Genomic DNA, 15,545 nt, shown 5'->3' on the forward strand with positions numbered 1-15,545 from the left:
AGCTTCGCTCGCAACTGGCGCGAGTAGCACTATGTCCTCTGACCTGTGGAGCTTTTCCCTAAGTACTTATGCACAGCCCGGCGTTGAACCCGCATGCCTGCAATTGCAGTCGGCGGGCATCAATGTGTGCTTGCTCCTCTGCGGACTGTGGCTGGGAGAACGTGGCGTCGCCTTTAACGAACACCGATTGCAGCAACTGCGTAGCGTGGCCGAGCCGTGGGACGCAGACGTGGTGCGACCGTTGCGAGCCTTGCGGGTGAATTGGAAAGTCGTTGCCGCCGACGATGGCGAACTGAATGCTTTGCGCGAGCAAGTGAAGGCACTCGAACTGGAAGCCGAGCGACATCTGTTGGTACGACTGGAACGAACGGCGTTGAGTTGGCCGCAAGGTGAGGCGACCGATCTATCGGCCTGGCTCAATGGTGTGGCGGCAGGCGCCGCCCACCTGGACCGCGACGCGCTGCATCAGCTGCGCGTCGCGGTAACCGGCACTTAGGAAGCGCTGGTTGGGGTGGTTGCTGCGATCGATGCGGCGGCCGGCGTTGGCGCTGGCGTGCCTGTCGAGGTGGCTGCTGCTAAAGCAGACGGTGCACCCGGAGCCGGATTGGCTGGCTTGGCAACTGGCGCGGCGGCCGGCTTGGCGGCAACAGGTTTCACTACTGGTTTTGCAGCTGGTTTTGCAGCTGGCTTCGCCGCCGCGGGCTTGGCAGCGGGCTTGGCGGTGGCCGGTTTGGCAGCAGCGGCAGGTTTAGCCGCAGCAGGTTTGGCTGCCGGTTTAGCGGCCGGCTTGGCCGCTGCTTTTACAGCGGGTTTGGCCGCAGTTTTCGCAGCTGGTTTTGCAGCGGTTTTAGCCGCGACAGATTTGGCGGCCGGCTTCGCAGCAGGTTTCGCTGCTGCAGTTTTGGCTGCTGGTTTTGCTGCGGGTTTAGCGGCTGGTTTTGCAGCCGGTTTCGCGGCGGCGGTTTTAGCCACGGCTGGTTTGGCAGCAGCGGCTCTTGCAGCGGTAGGTCGTGCGGCGGCTGGTTTGGCAGCCGTGGTTTTAGCCGCAGGTTTTGCAGCGCTGGCAGCAGCCGGTTTTCTCGCAGCCGGTTTGGCTGCAGGTTTGGCTGCGGCAGTTTTAGCTGCTGGCTTGGCAGCTGCAGGTTTTGCGGCAGGTTTGGCCGGTGCTTTTGCAGCAGCCGGTTTGGCAGCGGCTTTCTTCGCAGGTGCCGCAGCAGGCTTGGCCGCACGCAAGGACAACACCTTGCCGACAGCCTCTTGTACACGACCGACGCCCTGGGCCAGTTTCAGGCTTTCCTGAGCATCGCGCTTGAGTTGCAGAATGTAGCCGCGGGTTTCCGACTGACGATCCTTGAGGGCATCGAGCAGCTCCTCAAGATCGGCCACTGCGCCCTTGGCCTTGGCTTGAGCCTTGGCTTTTCCGGCCGCCGCAGCGTCCTGCAATTTGGTGCGGGATTTGTGCAGTTTTTCTTGCGCTTTTCCGCGCTGCTTTTCCAGCTTGGCGAGCAGTTTTTCAGCATCAGCCAAGGCTTCGGAACAAGCGGTTTCCAGATGCTCGAGCAGGCTGCTCGAGAGTTGTTGGAGCAAGTGCAACGGAGTGTTTACTGGCTTCTTGGTGGCCGACATGGTTTACCTCCTGGCTGAAGTGAGTGCGGCTCATACTAGACCTCTGCTGCAACCGCCGCTAGGGCATGTTGACACTATCGAAAGCGCTGTGTTGCAAAGGATTGAAAAACTTCTGCCTCGGCGCAAAAGCAGTTCACCGTTGCGCGCATTCTCGCTGGCATAATCGCCCGCAATTCAGGTCGGAGAGTGCCCATGTCGCGCTACCTTTTTTTATCGCTGTGCGTGTTTTTTTCGGTGGCCCAAGCCGGCGAAACAACGCAGGAAAATGAAGCCCACGATCTCGCTTACAGCCTGGGTGCAAGCCTTGGCGAACGCTTGCGCCAGGAGGTTCCCGACCTGCAACTCCAGGCATTGGTCGAAGGTTTGCAGCAAGCCTATCAGGGCAAACCGCTGGCGCTGAAGGACGAGCAGATCCAACAGATACTGACCGAGCATGAAGCCCGCATCGCCATGCAGTCCGACGAGCCGCAAAGCGAAATGGCACTGGAAAAAGAACAGCGTTTTCTCGCCACAGAAAAAGCCAGGCCCGGCGTGCGCGAACTGGCTGATGGCGTGTTGCTGACCGAGTTGACGCCAGGTACCGGCGCCAAGGCCGGACCGAACGGCAAGGTGCAGGTGCTGTACATCGGTCGATTGCCCGACGGCACTGTGTTCGATCAGAACAGTCAGCCGCAGTGGTTCAGTCTCGACAGCGTGATCGCCGGATGGCGCAGTGCGCTGCAAAACATGCCGGTCGGGGCGAAATGGCGACTGGTGATTCCATCGGCTCAGGCCTATGGCGCCGACGGTGCCGGTGACGTGATCGCACCATTCACACCACTGGTGTTCGAAGTCGAACTGCGCGGCGCCACCAGCTGACGATGCAAACGAAAAACGGCGTGCCTTGGCACGCCGTTTCCGGATCTTGCAGAGAAGTGCTTCAGGCCTGAACCGAGTCGGCTTCCTTGTGGGCGGTGTGCAGCACTTCGATCAGGCAGTCTTCCAGTTCAAAGCGCTCGTGCAATAGTCCGCCGAGTGTCTTGAACTCTTCGGCGACACACTTACCTGCGTCACACAGGTCATTGAAGGCGAGCAGCTTTTCGGTGATGACGTCGATCCGCGGGTAGATGGTCTCGGCGAGCTCCAGGCCACGCTTGTCGTTGAAGGCCTTGGCCTCCCCCGTCAGCTGCTCGTAGATCTCGAAGTGCCCGGCCGATACATAATCGACCAGCACGCCGCAGAATTCCTGCAAGGGCTTGCGGTTCTCACCCAGCGCCTCAGGCTTTGCGCCGAGCGCGTCATAGGCCCCGATCAGTTCGTGTCGTTCCTGCAACCAGCGATCGATCAGCAGGTGCACTCCGCCCCAGCGTTCCTGAGCATTCTGACAACTTTCGAGCATGGTGATCTCTCTTCCCTTGTGGGTCAGCTGCTCTATGCCCGCTCGCCTCTTGTAACGTCGGTGGGCGGTCAGGCAGAGCGTCATCGAGCAACATAATTCCAATGACACGTGCGGGCCAGATTATGCCCGCACGACACTGGCTTCAAGGTACGCAGGCGATAAAGTTCATACAAGTGTTTAATCACCCGCAAAGGCCCGGTGCGACGACTCGCCGCTGAGTGGTCGCTGATAGCCGGTCCAGACCAGTCGCAGCGACTGGTAAACGGCCAGAATCATCATTGCGACGAAGAGCAGCAGGCTCCACTCGGTGAGACTCAGATCGAACAGCGTCCAGGAAATTTCCACACAATCGGCAGCGCCCTTGAACATTTGCTGTACGACCGAAAGCCACGGAGAGTTGGCCAACAGGTCCGCCAGATGAGTCGAGCACGCCGCTACCTGTTCCGCAGGAAGGCTTTGCAGCAGGACCTGTCGCCATGCAGTGACAGTGCCGGCCAGGCTGCAACAAAGACTGAACAGCCAATAGAGAACGTTTCCGATGCGACCGGGGCCATGGACCGAAGCCATCAGGCAGACGCCGGTAAGGAGCGCCAGGCAAAACCGCTGCACAAGACACAAGCCACAAGGCCGCAGGCCGACTGCATATTCCAGGTAGTAGGAAACACCCATCGCCAGGGCACCCGCAATGAAAGCCATGAAAAACAAGGAGCGTGAGCAGGCCAAAGACATGGCTTTTCCGTAAAAGTAGTGACAGACCATTACGGTAGAGGAAAGCGCGACAGCCTTTCAAGGCAAGTGCCCACAGAGACTTCAGCGCAGGTGTAGGGAAATCCCGACGCAGGCGAGAGGATAAAATGTAGTCCTCTGTAGGACTTTGTCTGCGATGAAATTTCGCGACTGAATTTCAACTAATCATCGCACTGCGGCGAGGGTGATTGCTCCCTCGTCGCAGGTCATCGCTCAGGCGCCGGAGCCCGGTGCCTGCGAGTAGGTCAAGCGCCGACTGGCGTTGGCAGAGGGGCCGCGAGCAAGCGCTCATCCAACAACCCCAGGCCTTCCTGAAACAGCTGGTTGCTGCGCTCGGCATCGCCCATTTGCGCCAGCAAGCGTGCCAGCTCGGCACAGGCTTCCGGATTGCGCTGTACACGCAGGCTGCTTTCCAGATAGTCCCGGGCCTTGCCCCACAAACTGTTTTGCAGGCATAGACGACCCAGTGTCAGCAGCAGGCCCGGATCGGCCGGATGCTCCTTGAGCCAGCCTTCGGCTGCCTGCAGCTGGCGGGCCGGATCATTGCCGCGAACCAGTCCGTAGAGACGTGCCAGATGACTGTCGTAGCTGCGCTTGATCGCGGTGCGCAGCACTTCTTCAGCCTCGACCTGAGCCCCCAGTTGCCGCAACTGCTCGGCATACGCCAGCACCAGTTGCGGCTCCTGACGCTGTGCCGAAGTCAGTTGCTGCCAGGCACGTTCCAGCGATTGCAGCCCCACCGTTCCGTCTTCTTCCCGTTGCGCCGCCAGGGACAGGTTCGCCCCCCAGGCCCGACGCTCCAGCTCGGCGAGCTCCGCCGCCGGCAGGATTTTGTCCTTGCGCAGCTCCGGCAGCAGGCGAATCACTGCCGACCAGTCACCACGCTGCTGAAGCAGGCGCTGCAATTGACGCAGGGTCTGTGCGTTATGAGGATGGCGTTCACGCATGGCTTGCAGGGTGGCCAGGGCGCCTGCGGTATCACCGCGATCGGTCTGTAACTGGGCGTGGCTCAAGGCGATCGCCAACTCGGCCTGGGGCTGACGCTCGAGGGCGCGCTCCAGCAAGTTGTCGCTTTCTTCGTGATTGCCGAGTTCGTTCGCTGCACGGGCAGCGCCGAGGTAGTAAAGCAGCGGCTGACGCTCGGCTTCGGCAGCTCGATGCAAGTGACGCTGCGCGCTGGCCCAGCGACCCTCGGCCAGGTCCAGTTGACCGTGCTCGATCGCCACCTGCACTCGACGGCTGCGGTTACGCCGTGACCACGGATTGACCACGCCACTGGAAGCCAACACCAGTTCGACCAGCGACCTGATGCCCCAGATCACCAGCCAGAGCACAGCCACCAGCGCCAAAGTAGCCCACAGGCTCGACTCATAACGGAAGGTCTTGTAGGCAATCAGCACGTAGCCGGAATGCTCGGCAATCGCCAGTCCCAGCGCAGCGGCAGCGGCGATCACGAGGAACACGATCACATAGAGGCGTCTCATGGCGTGGCCTCCGGCGCGGCGCTCGCGGCAGGCCTGACCAGTGGCTTGACCGAATCCTCGGCGTTGACGTTGCGCCGTTCCAGATACCCCTGCACCGCGCTCAGGGTGCCGGTCATATCCGGCGTGACGACGGTGACAGGTTGCACGCTCAACTCGGCCACCTGTTCAAGCATGACTTTGCTTTGTGCGTTGTCCGGATTGAAGTTGCCCTTGAGGATGTCCCGCGCCTCGTCCAGCACTTGGGAGTAAACCGCCGGCTGGCCATTGAGTGCGGCCCACTGTGCCTGCTCCAGCGCCAGACTCAGGGCCAGGCGTACCTGGCTCAGGCTCTGGCCGGCCAGCAATGGGCGAACGTTCTTGTCGGCATTGAAGTCGATGCGGATGTAGCGCGAAATCTGGTCCCACCATTGCGCCCAGCGACTGGCACCGTCGCCATCGGCAGTCAGGCCCAGCAGCGAATCGCCACGGTCCTTGTACTCCGGTGCCAGTTCGGTGAGGCTGGCCACTTGATCGCGCAGTGCGCCCAGACGCAGAAACAACCCGGTGCGGTCCGGTTGTTCGGTGCTGCGCAAGGCGATCAGGGTCTTGGCCACCTGCTCGCGAGCGGCAAAGGAGCCCGGATCGTTTTGCTCACGCAGTATCTCGTCGGCACCCTGGACCAGTGCCTGGGCACTGCTGATGTCCTGCAAGGCGGACAGTCGCAGGCTGGCCAGACGCAGCAGGTGCTCGGCCTCGGCCAGACGCCAGTCTTTGCGGCTGGCACCGAGAACGGTTTCCAGCCGCTGGTTCAACCGCTGCTGATCACCTTGCAGCTGAATCACCAAACGACTGCGTGCTTCCAGTTCATCGGCGGGAGGCAATTGCGCCAGGCGTGCGCTCAGGCGCTCCTCATTGAGCTTGAGGTTTTGCGCCTGGTCATTCAGCGCCTGCACCTGGCTCAGTTGCTGCTGATTATTGGCCTGCAGGTGACGCACCTGCCAGACACCCCAACCGCCCACCGCTACACCGGCCGCGCCCAACAGCAGCGCGATGATTGCCAGACCATTGCCTCGACGCTGCTCGGCAGCAGGTGGCGGTGGCGGCACTTCATCAACAGGTGCATCAAGCACCGGTCGCGAGTCATCTTTAGGCAAGGCTGTTTCGCTCACGTATCCATCCTTTGCATTAGAAAACGGGTACGGGATGCTCCCGTAACGCCGTCAGCAAGGCCGCGGCACTGGCGCCACGACAATCCACAACTGTTTTGGCCCCGGCGGCACGCGCCAGCTCGGCAACCCTGGGGCTCGGTACAAACAACGGCAACCGCGCCAACTGCGGCCAGGCATCGCCGGCCAGTTGATGCAGGTGCTCAAAACCTTGTCCACTGCTGACCACCAGCCCGTTCAGGCGTTCCGCCTGGATCCGTTGCGGCAGCAGTGTCGGCGGGTAAATCGGCAATCCCCGGCGGTACAGCTCCAGATACTCGACACTAGCACCAAGCTCACGCAAACGCTCAGCCAGCAACTCGCGCCCGCCCTCCCCGCGCAGGATCAGCACTCGTGCATCGGGTTGTGCGATAGCCTCGCGCAGTCGGGAAAGTTCGAGCAAGGCTTCACTGTCATCGCCTTCTGCCGGGAAGCTCACGTCCAGCCCGTGATCCCCGAGGATCTGCGCGGTCGCCGCGCCGACGCTGAACCACTTCACACCGGGCGGTGTTGGCCAATACCGCTCGAGCAGTTCGACGCCGATCCGGGCGGCCGGCTTGCTGACCACAATGACGGCGCAGAACTGATCCAGCGCCAGAATCACCTGGCGCATTGTGTCAGTGGCCTCAATGGGCATGATGTCCAAAAGCGGCAGACTGTTACTGAATATCCCCTGCTCGGCCAAAAAACCGCTCAGCGCCGCCGCTTCTTCGGCGGGACGCGTCAGCAGCAAGCGCCAGCCGATCACTCGTGACCAGCCTCGCCATAGACCGCTTTGAGGATGGCGTCGGCACCCTGGCTGAGCAGGTCTTCGGCGACTCGTACACCCAGTGCCTCGGCATCGCCGCGAGGGGCGCGGGCTTGTGCGCTGAGCAGCAGGCCACCGCCTGGATCGCCCACCAGTCCGCGCAACCAGACCTGCTCACCCTCCAGCACGGCGTAGCAGGCAATCGGCACCTGACAGCCGCCATTGAGGTGCTTGTTGAGGGCTCGTTCGGCGGTCACGCGGGTGGCGGTGTCCTGGTGATGCAGGGGTGTCAGCAACGCATGGATTTCACTGTCGGCGCTGCGGCATTCGATACCCACCGCGCCCTGGCCACCGGCCGGAAGGCTGTCGTCGACGCTGATGGCCGAGGTGATGCGGTCTTCGAATCCCAAGCGGATCAGGCCGGCAGCGGCGAGGATGATGGCGTCGTATTCGCCGGCGTCGAGCTTGGCCAGGCGGGTGTTGACGTTGCCGCGCAGGAAGCGGATTTCCAGATCCGGGCGACGGGTCAGCAATTGAGCCTGGCGGCGCAGGCTGGAGGTACCGACGATGCTGCCCTGGGGCAACTCATCCAGGTTGGTGTAGGTGTTGGAAACGAAGGCATCGCGCGGGTCTTCCCGCTCGCAGATACAGAACAGACCGAGGCCTTCGGGGAAGTCCATCGGCACGTCTTTCATGGAGTGCACGGCGATGTCGGCTTCATTTTCCAGCAGCGCGGTTTCAAGTTCCTTGACGAACAGGCCCTTGCCGCCGATTTTCGACAGCGGAGAGTCAAGCAGCTTGTCACCACGGCTGACCATGGGGACGAGGGTCACCAGCAGGCCCGGATGAGCCGCTTCAAGACGGGCCTTTACGTATTCGGCCTGCCACAGGGCGAGAGCGCTTTTGCGGGTGGCGATGCGGATCTGGCGAGAGGACATGGATCAATCCGTACTGAATAGATATGACGGATAATAACAGCTCAGCCAAATCCACTTTGACTTGTATCAGATACTACTCGGCCTCCCTGGCCCCGGATGTCCGGCAATCGGGTGTGAAATTGGCCTGCGAACAGCTTTTTAAAGCTGTTGCATCATTTTTCGTACCCCAGCCACATGACGACGGCTGACGATCAGCGCATCACCGTTGAGGCCTTTGAGGAACAGCTGAAAATGCCCCAGGGGTGTGCGTTGCAATCGCTCGATACGCTCGCGGGCAACCAGTGCATTGCGATGGATACGCACGAAACGGTCACCGAATTCATCTTCGAGGGCCTTGAGCGGCTCATCGAGCAACACTTCGCCGCTTTCGTGGCGCAAGGTCACGTATTTGTGGTCGGCAATGAAATACACCACCTGATCCAGCGGAATCAGCTCGATCCCTTTACGGGTTCGGGCGCTGATATGGCTGCGCGGGCCGTTGCCGCTTTCGGCAGCAGGGCGGGTCAGGGCGGAGAGCTGGGCACGATTGGGGCGCTCGGCTCTCTTTAATGCGTCATGTAATTGTTCAGTTCTCACAGGTTTCACCAGATAGCCTACGGCGCTGGCCTGTAAGGCTTCCACGGCAAATTCATCGGGCCCGGCGCAGAACACCACGGCGGGGGGAGTTTCGCGTTCACACAACCGAGCAGCCACTTGCAGGCCATCCAGGCCAGGCATGCGGATATCGAGCAGCACAATATCCGGCTTGTGGCTGTCGATCAGTGCCAACGCCTCTTCGCCATTCGTGGCACTAGGCTCCAGGACACTGTACCCCTCGAGTTCGCCAACCATTCGGCTCAGGCGCTCGCGGGCCAAGGGTTCGTCATCAACGATCAGGACATTCATATTGCGCTGGATTCCTGCGTGAGTCTCGCACAAGGATAGCGTAGACAGGTGAAGTGACGTCCGTCACCGCGATCCACGCTAAGACTAGCGCGAGCGTCAAAAAGTGCCGCTGGTCCGGCGGCTAAATTTTCATCTGCCGGGCGATTGGCGGCCCAGGCCCGCGTTGGCGATGCATCGCCACAGGGTTTGCTGATACGCAATATGAACACCCCACTCTTCTTATAGTCAGCGGCTGCACCGAGAAATGCGCTGATCCTACTGTCCAACTGTAGACGGTTGCCGGGACGATATTGCTCAATTGAAAAATATCGTTCGGCAAAAATGCGCGGCTCTTGCCCCGGCCCGGACTTTCCCTCCCCCAAAAAAACGTATCGACCAGTGTCAGCGACAGGATTGGCAACCCTGTTATTATCCGCGCCAGCGTTCCACGCCTTCTTACTTCAAGCCGATACGAGCGAATTCATGAGCACTGACAAGACCAATCAGTCCTGGGGCGGCCGCTTCAGTGAACCCGTCGACGCCTTCGTCGCCCGCTTCACCGCCTCCGTCACCTTCGACCAGCGCCTGTATCGCCACGACATCATGGGCTCGATCGCCCACGCCACCATGCTGGCCAAGGTCGGCGTGCTGACCGATGCCGAGCGCGACAGCATCATCGATGGCCTGAACACCATCCAGGGTGAAATCGAGGCCGGTCAGTTCGACTGGCGCATCGACCTCGAAGACGTTCACATGAACATCGAGGCGCGCCTGACCGACCGCATCGGCGTGACCGGTAAAAAACTGCACACAGGCCGCAGCCGTAACGATCAGGTCGCCACCGACATCCGTCTGTGGCTGCGTGACGAGATCGACCTGATCCTGGCTGAAATCACCCGCCTGCAAAAAGGCCTGCTGGAGCAGGCCGAGCGCGAAGCCGCCAGCATCATGCCGGGGTTCACCCACCTGCAGACCGCACAACCGGTGACGTTCGGGCATCACATGCTGGCCTGGTTCGAAATGCTCAGCCGCGACTACGAACGCCTGGTCGACTGCCGCAAGCGCACCAACCGCATGCCACTGGGCAGCGCGGCACTGGCCGGCACCACCTACCCGATCGATCGCGAATACACCGCCCAACTCCTGGGTTTCGACGCGGTTGGCGGCAATTCGCTGGACAACGTCTCCGATCGTGATTTCGCCATCGAATTCTGCTCGGCGGCCAGTATCGCGATGATGCACCTGTCGCGTTTCTCCGAAGAGCTGGTGCTGTGGACCAGCGCGCAGTTCCAGTTCATCGATCTGCCCGACCGTTTCTGCACCGGCAGCTCGATCATGCCGCAAAAGAAAAACCCGGACGTGCCGGAGCTCGTGCGTGGCAAGACCGGTCGCGTGTTCGGCGCGCTGATGGGCCTGCTGACCCTGATGAAAGGCCAGCCTTTGGCCTACAACAAGGACAACCAGGAAGACAAGGAACCGCTGTTCGACGCCGCCGACACCCTGCGCGACTCGCTGCGGGCCTTTGCCGACATGGTCCCGGCGATCAAGCCCAAGCACGCGATGATGCGTGAAGCGGCCCTGCGCGGCTTCTCCACCGCCACCGACCTGGCCGACTACCTGGTGCGTCGCGGCCTGCCATTCCGTGACTGCCACGAAATCGTCGGCCATGCCGTGAAGTACGGCGTGGACAGCGGCAAGGATCTGGCGGAAATGAGCTTGGAAGAACTGCGCAAGTTCAGCGATCAGATCGACCAGGATGTGTTCGCCGTGCTGACCCTGGAAGGCTCGGTCAATGCCCGTAACCACATCGGCGGCACCGCGCCGGCGCAGGTGAAGGCTGCAGTGGCTCGCGGTCAGGCGCTCCTCGCCAGCCGCTAAAAGCTTCGCGGGCAAGCCCGCTCCCACAAGGATCCAGTACTTGCCAAAAATCCATGGCAAACAAAGAAACCTGTGGGAGCGGCGGTGCGGCGATCCGACTTGCCCGCGATGACTGACTTCAGAACGCCACAGAACTACTTTTTGGCAGCAATCATCGCCATGAACGCCGGCATCGCGGCCTCCCGGTCCGCCGCCACACGCTGCACATTCGGATTCCCCCCCAAAAACTCCAGCAGCGCCTTGGCCTTTGGCATCTCGGCCAACAGATCGATGCCAAACAACTTCTTGGCGACCCCACACGCCAGCGGCACGCTGAACAGGAAATACAGATCCGCCACGCTCAAGCTGTCGCCAGCCACGTAAGGGCTGAATTTGGCATGCCGGCCCAGCGCAGCCATCCCCAGCAACAATTCGGCTTTGGTTTTTTCCTTGATCGCATCCGGCAGGGTCATGCCGAAAAAGGCTTCGGGATAGCAGGCCCGGCCTGGCAATTCGATGTACAGCTCGATTTCCCTGGCCAGTGCCAGCACCTGCGCGCGCTCGAACGGGTCGCTCGGCAGCAGCGGCGTGCCTTTCTGGCTTTGCTCGATGTATTCGAGGATCACGCTGGTTTCATTGATGAAGCCCTGCTCTACCTGCAGCACCGGGACCTTTCCGCGAGGGCTGATGGCCAGTGCCTCGGGGCTGGTGCCAGCGTAAAACGGTACTTCTTCGAAGGGCAGGCCTTTTTCCAGCAGCGCCAGTTTGACCATGTTGTAGTAGTTGCTGACGGAGAATCCATAAAGCTTGATCATCACAAAGCCTCCAGGCCATGCGGGGTGGGCAGTGCCTGTTTATAGAACGCTGCCGGGATTCTTGCCAGCAGCATCACGCCGCTGAATGCGGGTAAACTGGCCGCCTTTCCCTGAGGAGCCTGCCATGAGCGAGCCAACCGATATCGACAACGACGAAGAAGAGTTCGCCGAAACCACCCTGATCCAGGCCATCGAAAACCAGATCGAAAGCGACAACCCGCCGGCTGCCAAGGCGACGTTCAACAAGCTGACGCTGGTGGGTTACGAGCGGGAAGAAATCCTCAACTTGATGGCCCACGTTTTGGCGGTAGAAATCGACGCGATCCTCGAAGAAGACCGCGCGTTCAACACCGAATGGTACGAAGCTGCCCTGCGCGCCTTGCCCGAGTTGCCGCCGGAAAAGCAGTAAGCCCACACATCCCTGTAGGAGCGAGCTTGCTCGCGAAAAACCCGAGAGCGCCGCTGGGCATCTGGTTTTACGCGTCATCGTTGACGACCTTCGCGAGCAAGCTCGCTCCTACAGAGGAAAAAAACCCTGTCGCGAGCACTGGACATGCCGGACAAGCGGGTTCACCTTAGGGGCGCTGTCGTCCAATTCCTAGAAAGTCTGGAGTCCTTATGTCGCTTACCCCTGAGTTGGTTGCCGAACTGGAAGTCCTCGCACTCTTCAACCTGGACAGTTCCCAGGAAGGTCTGAAAATTCATCAGACCGCTGCCCCGAAACACGTTGCCGCCGCCAAACGCCTCTTTGAAAAAGAACTGACCGACCAGCCTGATGGCGGTTACCTGACCAGCCTGGGTCGTGACGCCGCGCAAAATGTGCAAGCCGTGCTGACCATTCTTAACGCCGAAGTAACAGCCTGAATTCTGCCGCATCGCCCACGGAGACCCCGATCCAGGGATTTCCGCGGGCACATCCCCCTGATTTCTGTCTGCAGCCGATAGAAATCTGACGCCAGAAAAACAAAATCAGCTTAAAAGTCGTCGCCTCAAGGCGCTAAACTGCCCCTCATCCGAAGAGCCCCACGTCCGAGCCCTGCGAGCCGGTTTGAGCTGACATGACGCGCATCCACGAAATCCGCCCCGATCTGGACGAGGGAATCGACCGCAAGGTTCTCAGCCAGCTGCGCGCACGTTTTCTGAAACTCAACGAAGGGCGCATGGCTCGCGCCATGGAAGGGTTGTCGACCCGCCAGCAAGGGGTCCTGACCTTGCTGCCGCTGTTTTTCCACGTTAACCACCCGCTGTTGCCCGGTTACGTTTCCGGCAGTACGCCGGCCGGGCTGTCGAATTTCGAGCCGGATGCCAATGTCCTCGCTGAAGCCCAGCGCCTGACCCGCTCGTTTTCCTACAAGCCGCGCCACGGCAGCAACCCGCCGAGGCCGATTCACGGATTGTTCCTGATGGGCAGCCTCGGCACCCTGGCCCAGGCCGACCAGAGCGACATGGATGTGTGGGTCTGCCATGGGCCGGACCTGACCGAAAACGAACTCGCCGAGCTGCGCAAGAAATGCCAGTTGCTGGAAGCCTGGGCCGCCAGCCAGGGCGCCGAAGCGCATTTTTTCCTGATCGACCCGAGCCGTTTCGTCCGCGGTGAGCGCGATACCCAGCTGAGCTCGGAAGATTGCGGCACCACCCAGCACTACCTGTTGCTGGACGAGTTTTACCGCACCGCGATCTGGCTCGCCGGGCGCACACCGATCTGGTGGCTGGTGCCGGTCTACGAAGAGTCGAGCTACGACCGCTACACCCATGCCTTGATCTCCAAACGCTTCATCCGTGCCGATGAAACCCTCGACCTCGGCAACCTGGCCTACATCCCGCCCGGCGAATTTATCGGTGCCGGGCTCTGGCAGTTGTTCAAGGGCATCGAGTCGCCCTACAAGTCGGTACTCAAGCTGCTGCTGACGGAGGTTTACGCCAGTGAACACCCCAGGGTCCATTGCCTGAGCCTGCGCTTCAAGCAAGCGGTGTTCGCCAACCGCCTCGACCTCGACGAACTGGATCCGTATGTCGTGGTGTATCGGCGCATCGAGGAATACCTGATCGCCCGCAACGAACCGGAACGGCTGGAACTGGTGCGGCGCGCGTTGTACCTGAAGGTCAATCGCAAACTCACCGGCAACAGCCGCACCCAGAGCTGGCAGCGCTCCTTGCTTGAACGCCTGGCCCATGAATGGCACTGGGACCAGCGTCAACTGACCCTGCTCGACAGCCGCAGCCAGTGGAAAGTCCGCCAGGTCGGCTCCGAGCGGCGGGCACTGGTCAACGAGCTGAACTACAGCTACCGCTTCCTCACGCAGTTTGCCCGTCACGAACAAACGGTCAGCCGCATCAACAAGCGCGACCTGAGTGTCCTCGGCCGTCGCCTGTACGCCGCTTTCGAGCGCAAGGCCGGTAAAGTCGAATTCATCAATCCCGGCATCGCCCCGGACCTGGCTGAAGACACCCTGACGCTGGTGTACGCACCGAACAGGAAAGAGCCGGGGCAAAGCCAGTGGGGCTTGTACAACGGCAGCCTGACGGCACTGGAGTGGGAGCATTTCGCGCCGATCAAACGCAGCCGTCACTTGCTCGAACTGCTGACCTGGTGCCACCGCAATGGCGTGATCGACAGCAGTACCCGCCTGGCCTTGCACCCCGGCACCAGCGACTTGAGCGAATTCGAACTGTTCAACCTGCTCGGCAGCCTGCAACAGACCATCGCCCTGCCCTTGCCCACCGTCGCCGAGGAACCTCTGTTGCGCGCCAGTGTGCCGAGTGAAGTGCTGATCCTGGTGAATGTCGGCATCGATCCGCTCAAGCACCATCGCGACCTGAACATCCTCATGACCACCGAGCGCACCGACTCCCTGAGTTACGCGGGTGTCCGGGAAAATCTGGTGCTGACTCTGGACCAGGTCACGCTCAATAGCTGGAACGAAGTGCTGGTTGGCCGTTACGACGGTCCCCACGCCCTGCTCGACTGCATCCGCGACTACCTCAATAACCTGCCGGCCGGACCACAACAGCCGAAGCTGCGGGTGCGTTGCTTCTGCCATAACCGCGCGCAGTTCATTGCCCAACGGGTCGAGGAAATCCTCGATACCGCGCAGAACCTGCTGCTGAGCCGGCTCAATCATCGCTACCTGATCCAGGTCCAGCAGCACTACCACGTGCTGGAGTTGGTGTCGGGCCAGGTCCAGCACATCGCGCTGGCCACTCTGTCGGCACTGATCGATTACCTGGGCGAAGAAATGGCGAGCTACAGCCCGTTGCACCTCGATCCGAAGGCACTGGAAGACCACGACCTCGCACTGTTCCTGCCAACGGGCCAACCGGACTGCATTCAAGTGTTCTATAGGGTCAACGAAGATCAGGCTGATCTGTACGTGCTCGATGAGTTCAACGCCCTGTGGCAGCAACGCCTGCCCTGGCACGATGAGCAAAGCCTGCTGGTGCCGCTGCAGCGTTTCCTGCAATCGATCCAGTACCGTCGCGATGCCTTGTTGCCGATGGACGCAGCCCACCCGCTGAACCTCGACACCCTGTACTGCCAGTTGCTGCCGTCAGGCCCTGGCCGCGCACGCCGCATCGAAGCCCGGCCAGTGCCGCAGACGCCAGTGAACAAGCCGTTCTACGACGTGCAGGCGATCGTCGGCAAAGCCGCACCGGGTCAGGTGCAGGTGACGCTGTATTGCAATCAACGGGAATTTTCCGAGCTGGAACATGGCGACCAGTTGTTCCGCGTGGTCGCCCGGGAAATCGTCGGGCAGCGCCGGGAAACCGAACGCTACCGCTGCTACATCACCGACCTCGACCTGTCAGGCCTGCTCGGTGAAGGTCAGAGTTCCACCCATCTGTACCTGCGCTACAAAGCCGACCTGGAGCACGCATTGAACGAGGCGCTCGATCAGGTCTGAGG

The 15,545-nt window shown here is 61.0% G+C and carries 15 protein-coding genes and 1 pseudogene; 6 read left to right on the forward strand and 10 right to left on the reverse strand.

Features of this window, described 5'->3' with window-relative positions; all coding sequences use genetic code 11:
- Positions 1-31 precede the first annotated feature (31 nt).
- Entirely contained in the window at positions 32-496 is a 465-nt protein-coding gene (locus tag KGB29_RS21270; protein WP_150814553.1) for a TIGR02444 family protein, read from the forward strand.
- Here KGB29_RS21270 and KGB29_RS21275 read toward each other — a convergent pair.
- Positions 493-1,626 carry an AlgP family protein gene (locus KGB29_RS21275; protein WP_223616481.1) on the reverse strand — a complete coding sequence of 378 codons (1,134 nt, stop codon included), beginning with the start codon at positions 1,624-1,626 and terminating at the stop codon, positions 493-495. The genes KGB29_RS21270 and KGB29_RS21275 overlap by 4 nt on opposite strands.
- A 192-nt stretch (positions 1,627-1,818) precedes the next feature.
- Here KGB29_RS21275 and KGB29_RS21280 point away from each other — a divergent pair, with 192 nt between their 5' ends.
- Positions 1,819-2,484 (forward strand): FKBP-type peptidyl-prolyl cis-trans isomerase, encoded by a 666-nt coding sequence (locus KGB29_RS21280; protein WP_102669349.1) that lies wholly within the window; start codon positions 1,819-1,821, stop codon positions 2,482-2,484.
- Positions 2,485-2,545: 61 nt separating this feature from the next.
- On the opposite strand, the gene KGB29_RS21285 is transcribed toward KGB29_RS21280, so the two are convergent.
- The 8 genes and pseudogenes from KGB29_RS21285 to KGB29_RS28985 all read right to left on the reverse strand — a co-directional run.
- The gene (locus KGB29_RS21285; RefSeq protein ID WP_057712794.1) at positions 2,546-3,004 is read right to left on the reverse strand and encodes an Rsd/AlgQ family anti-sigma factor; all 459 of its coding nucleotides are present in this window, start codon (positions 3,002-3,004) and stop codon (positions 2,546-2,548) included.
- A 177-nt stretch (positions 3,005-3,181) separates the two neighbouring features.
- Entirely contained in the window at positions 3,182-3,733 is a 552-nt protein-coding gene (locus KGB29_RS21290) for a disulfide bond formation protein B (RefSeq protein WP_057712793.1), read from the reverse strand.
- 263 nt (positions 3,734-3,996) lie between these two features.
- Complete coding sequence (locus KGB29_RS21295) at positions 3,997-5,235, reverse strand: heme biosynthesis protein HemY (protein WP_150814551.1); 1,239 nt, start codon at positions 5,233-5,235, stop codon at positions 3,997-3,999.
- Positions 5,232-6,383 carry a uroporphyrinogen-III C-methyltransferase gene (locus KGB29_RS21300; RefSeq protein ID WP_150814550.1) on the reverse strand — a complete coding sequence of 384 codons (1,152 nt, stop codon included), beginning with the start codon at positions 6,381-6,383 and terminating at the stop codon, positions 5,232-5,234. The genes KGB29_RS21295 and KGB29_RS21300 overlap by 4 nt, the downstream gene beginning before the upstream one ends.
- 16 nt (positions 6,384-6,399) lie before the next feature.
- The gene (locus tag KGB29_RS21305; protein ID WP_057712790.1) at positions 6,400-7,167 is read right to left on the reverse strand and encodes a uroporphyrinogen-III synthase; all 768 of its coding nucleotides are present in this window, start codon (positions 7,165-7,167) and stop codon (positions 6,400-6,402) included.
- On the reverse strand, positions 7,164-8,105 hold the full coding sequence (gene hemC / locus KGB29_RS21310) for a hydroxymethylbilane synthase (protein ID WP_090452109.1): 942 nt from the start codon (positions 8,103-8,105) through the stop codon (positions 7,164-7,166). Before hemC ends, KGB29_RS21305 begins: the two co-directional genes overlap by 4 nt.
- Before the next feature lie 138 nt (positions 8,106-8,243).
- The gene (locus KGB29_RS21315; protein ID WP_057712788.1) at positions 8,244-8,990 is read right to left on the reverse strand and encodes a LytR/AlgR family response regulator transcription factor; all 747 of its coding nucleotides are present in this window, start codon (positions 8,988-8,990) and stop codon (positions 8,244-8,246) included.
- Positions 8,987-9,109 (reverse strand): annotated as a pseudogene (locus tag KGB29_RS28985) (sensor histidine kinase); the annotation flags it as partial. The gene KGB29_RS21315 and the pseudogene KGB29_RS28985, both read right to left, overlap by 4 nt.
- 343 nt (positions 9,110-9,452) lie before the next feature.
- On the opposite strand from KGB29_RS28985, the gene argH reads away from it, so the two are divergent.
- Positions 9,453-10,847, forward strand: a complete 1,395-nt coding sequence (gene argH, locus KGB29_RS21320; protein ID WP_008001478.1) for an argininosuccinate lyase — start codon at positions 9,453-9,455, stop codon at positions 10,845-10,847.
- 134 nt (positions 10,848-10,981) lie between these two features.
- On the opposite strand, the gene KGB29_RS21325 is transcribed toward argH, so the two are convergent.
- Entirely contained in the window at positions 10,982-11,641 is a 660-nt protein-coding gene (locus KGB29_RS21325) for a glutathione S-transferase family protein (protein ID WP_150814549.1), read from the reverse strand.
- A 124-nt stretch (positions 11,642-11,765) separates the two neighbouring features.
- Here KGB29_RS21325 and KGB29_RS21330 point away from each other — a divergent pair, with 124 nt between their 5' ends.
- The 3 genes from KGB29_RS21330 to KGB29_RS21340 all read left to right on the forward strand — a co-directional run bounded on the left by KGB29_RS21330 (position 11,766) and on the right by KGB29_RS21340 (position 15,543).
- Positions 11,766-12,050: a hypothetical protein gene (locus KGB29_RS21330; RefSeq protein WP_057712786.1), complete on the forward strand. Its 285-nt coding sequence runs from the start codon at positions 11,766-11,768 to the stop codon at positions 12,048-12,050.
- 209 nt (positions 12,051-12,259) lie between these two features.
- Positions 12,260-12,505, forward strand: coding sequence for a TIGR02647 family protein (locus KGB29_RS21335; RefSeq protein WP_150814548.1), 246 nt, complete (start codon positions 12,260-12,262; stop codon positions 12,503-12,505).
- 194 nt (positions 12,506-12,699) lie between these two features.
- Positions 12,700-15,543, forward strand: coding sequence for a class I adenylate cyclase (locus KGB29_RS21340; RefSeq protein WP_150814547.1), 2,844 nt, complete (start codon positions 12,700-12,702; stop codon positions 15,541-15,543).
- The last annotated feature ends 2 nt before the right edge of the window (positions 15,544-15,545 follow it).

Source organism: Pseudomonas sp. BF-B-30 (assembly GCF_019956305.1).
Taxonomy (GTDB): domain Bacteria; phylum Pseudomonadota; class Gammaproteobacteria; order Pseudomonadales; family Pseudomonadaceae; genus Aquipseudomonas; species Aquipseudomonas jessenii.

Excerpts from the sequence above, each read along its gene's own strand:
- KGB29_RS21340 (WP_150814547.1), top strand. The coding sequence starts at position 12,700 with ATGACGCGCATCCACGAAATCCGCCCCGATCTGGACGAGGGAATCGAC.
- KGB29_RS21315 (WP_057712788.1), bottom strand. The coding sequence starts at position 8,990 with ATGAATGTCCTGATCGTTGATGACGAACCCTTGGCCCGCGAGCGCCTG.
- KGB29_RS21290 (WP_057712793.1), bottom strand. The coding sequence starts at position 3,733 with ATGTCTTTGGCCTGCTCACGCTCCTTGTTTTTCATGGCTTTCATTGCG.
- KGB29_RS21335 (WP_150814548.1), top strand. The coding sequence starts at position 12,260 with ATGTCGCTTACCCCTGAGTTGGTTGCCGAACTGGAAGTCCTCGCACTC.
- hemC (WP_090452109.1), bottom strand. The coding sequence starts at position 8,105 with ATGTCCTCTCGCCAGATCCGCATCGCCACCCGCAAAAGCGCTCTCGCC.
- KGB29_RS21285 (WP_057712794.1), bottom strand. The coding sequence starts at position 3,004 with ATGCTCGAAAGTTGTCAGAATGCTCAGGAACGCTGGGGCGGAGTGCAC.
- KGB29_RS21275 (WP_223616481.1), bottom strand. The coding sequence starts at position 1,626 with ATGTCGGCCACCAAGAAGCCAGTAAACACTCCGTTGCACTTGCTCCAA.
- KGB29_RS21295 (WP_150814551.1), bottom strand. The coding sequence starts at position 5,235 with ATGAGACGCCTCTATGTGATCGTGTTCCTCGTGATCGCCGCTGCCGCT.
- KGB29_RS21325 (WP_150814549.1), bottom strand. The coding sequence starts at position 11,641 with ATGATCAAGCTTTATGGATTCTCCGTCAGCAACTACTACAACATGGTC.
- KGB29_RS21280 (WP_102669349.1), top strand. The coding sequence starts at position 1,819 with ATGTCGCGCTACCTTTTTTTATCGCTGTGCGTGTTTTTTTCGGTGGCC.
- KGB29_RS21330 (WP_057712786.1), top strand. The coding sequence starts at position 11,766 with ATGAGCGAGCCAACCGATATCGACAACGACGAAGAAGAGTTCGCCGAA.
- KGB29_RS21270 (WP_150814553.1), top strand. The coding sequence starts at position 32 with ATGTCCTCTGACCTGTGGAGCTTTTCCCTAAGTACTTATGCACAGCCC.
- argH (WP_008001478.1), top strand. The coding sequence starts at position 9,453 with ATGAGCACTGACAAGACCAATCAGTCCTGGGGCGGCCGCTTCAGTGAA.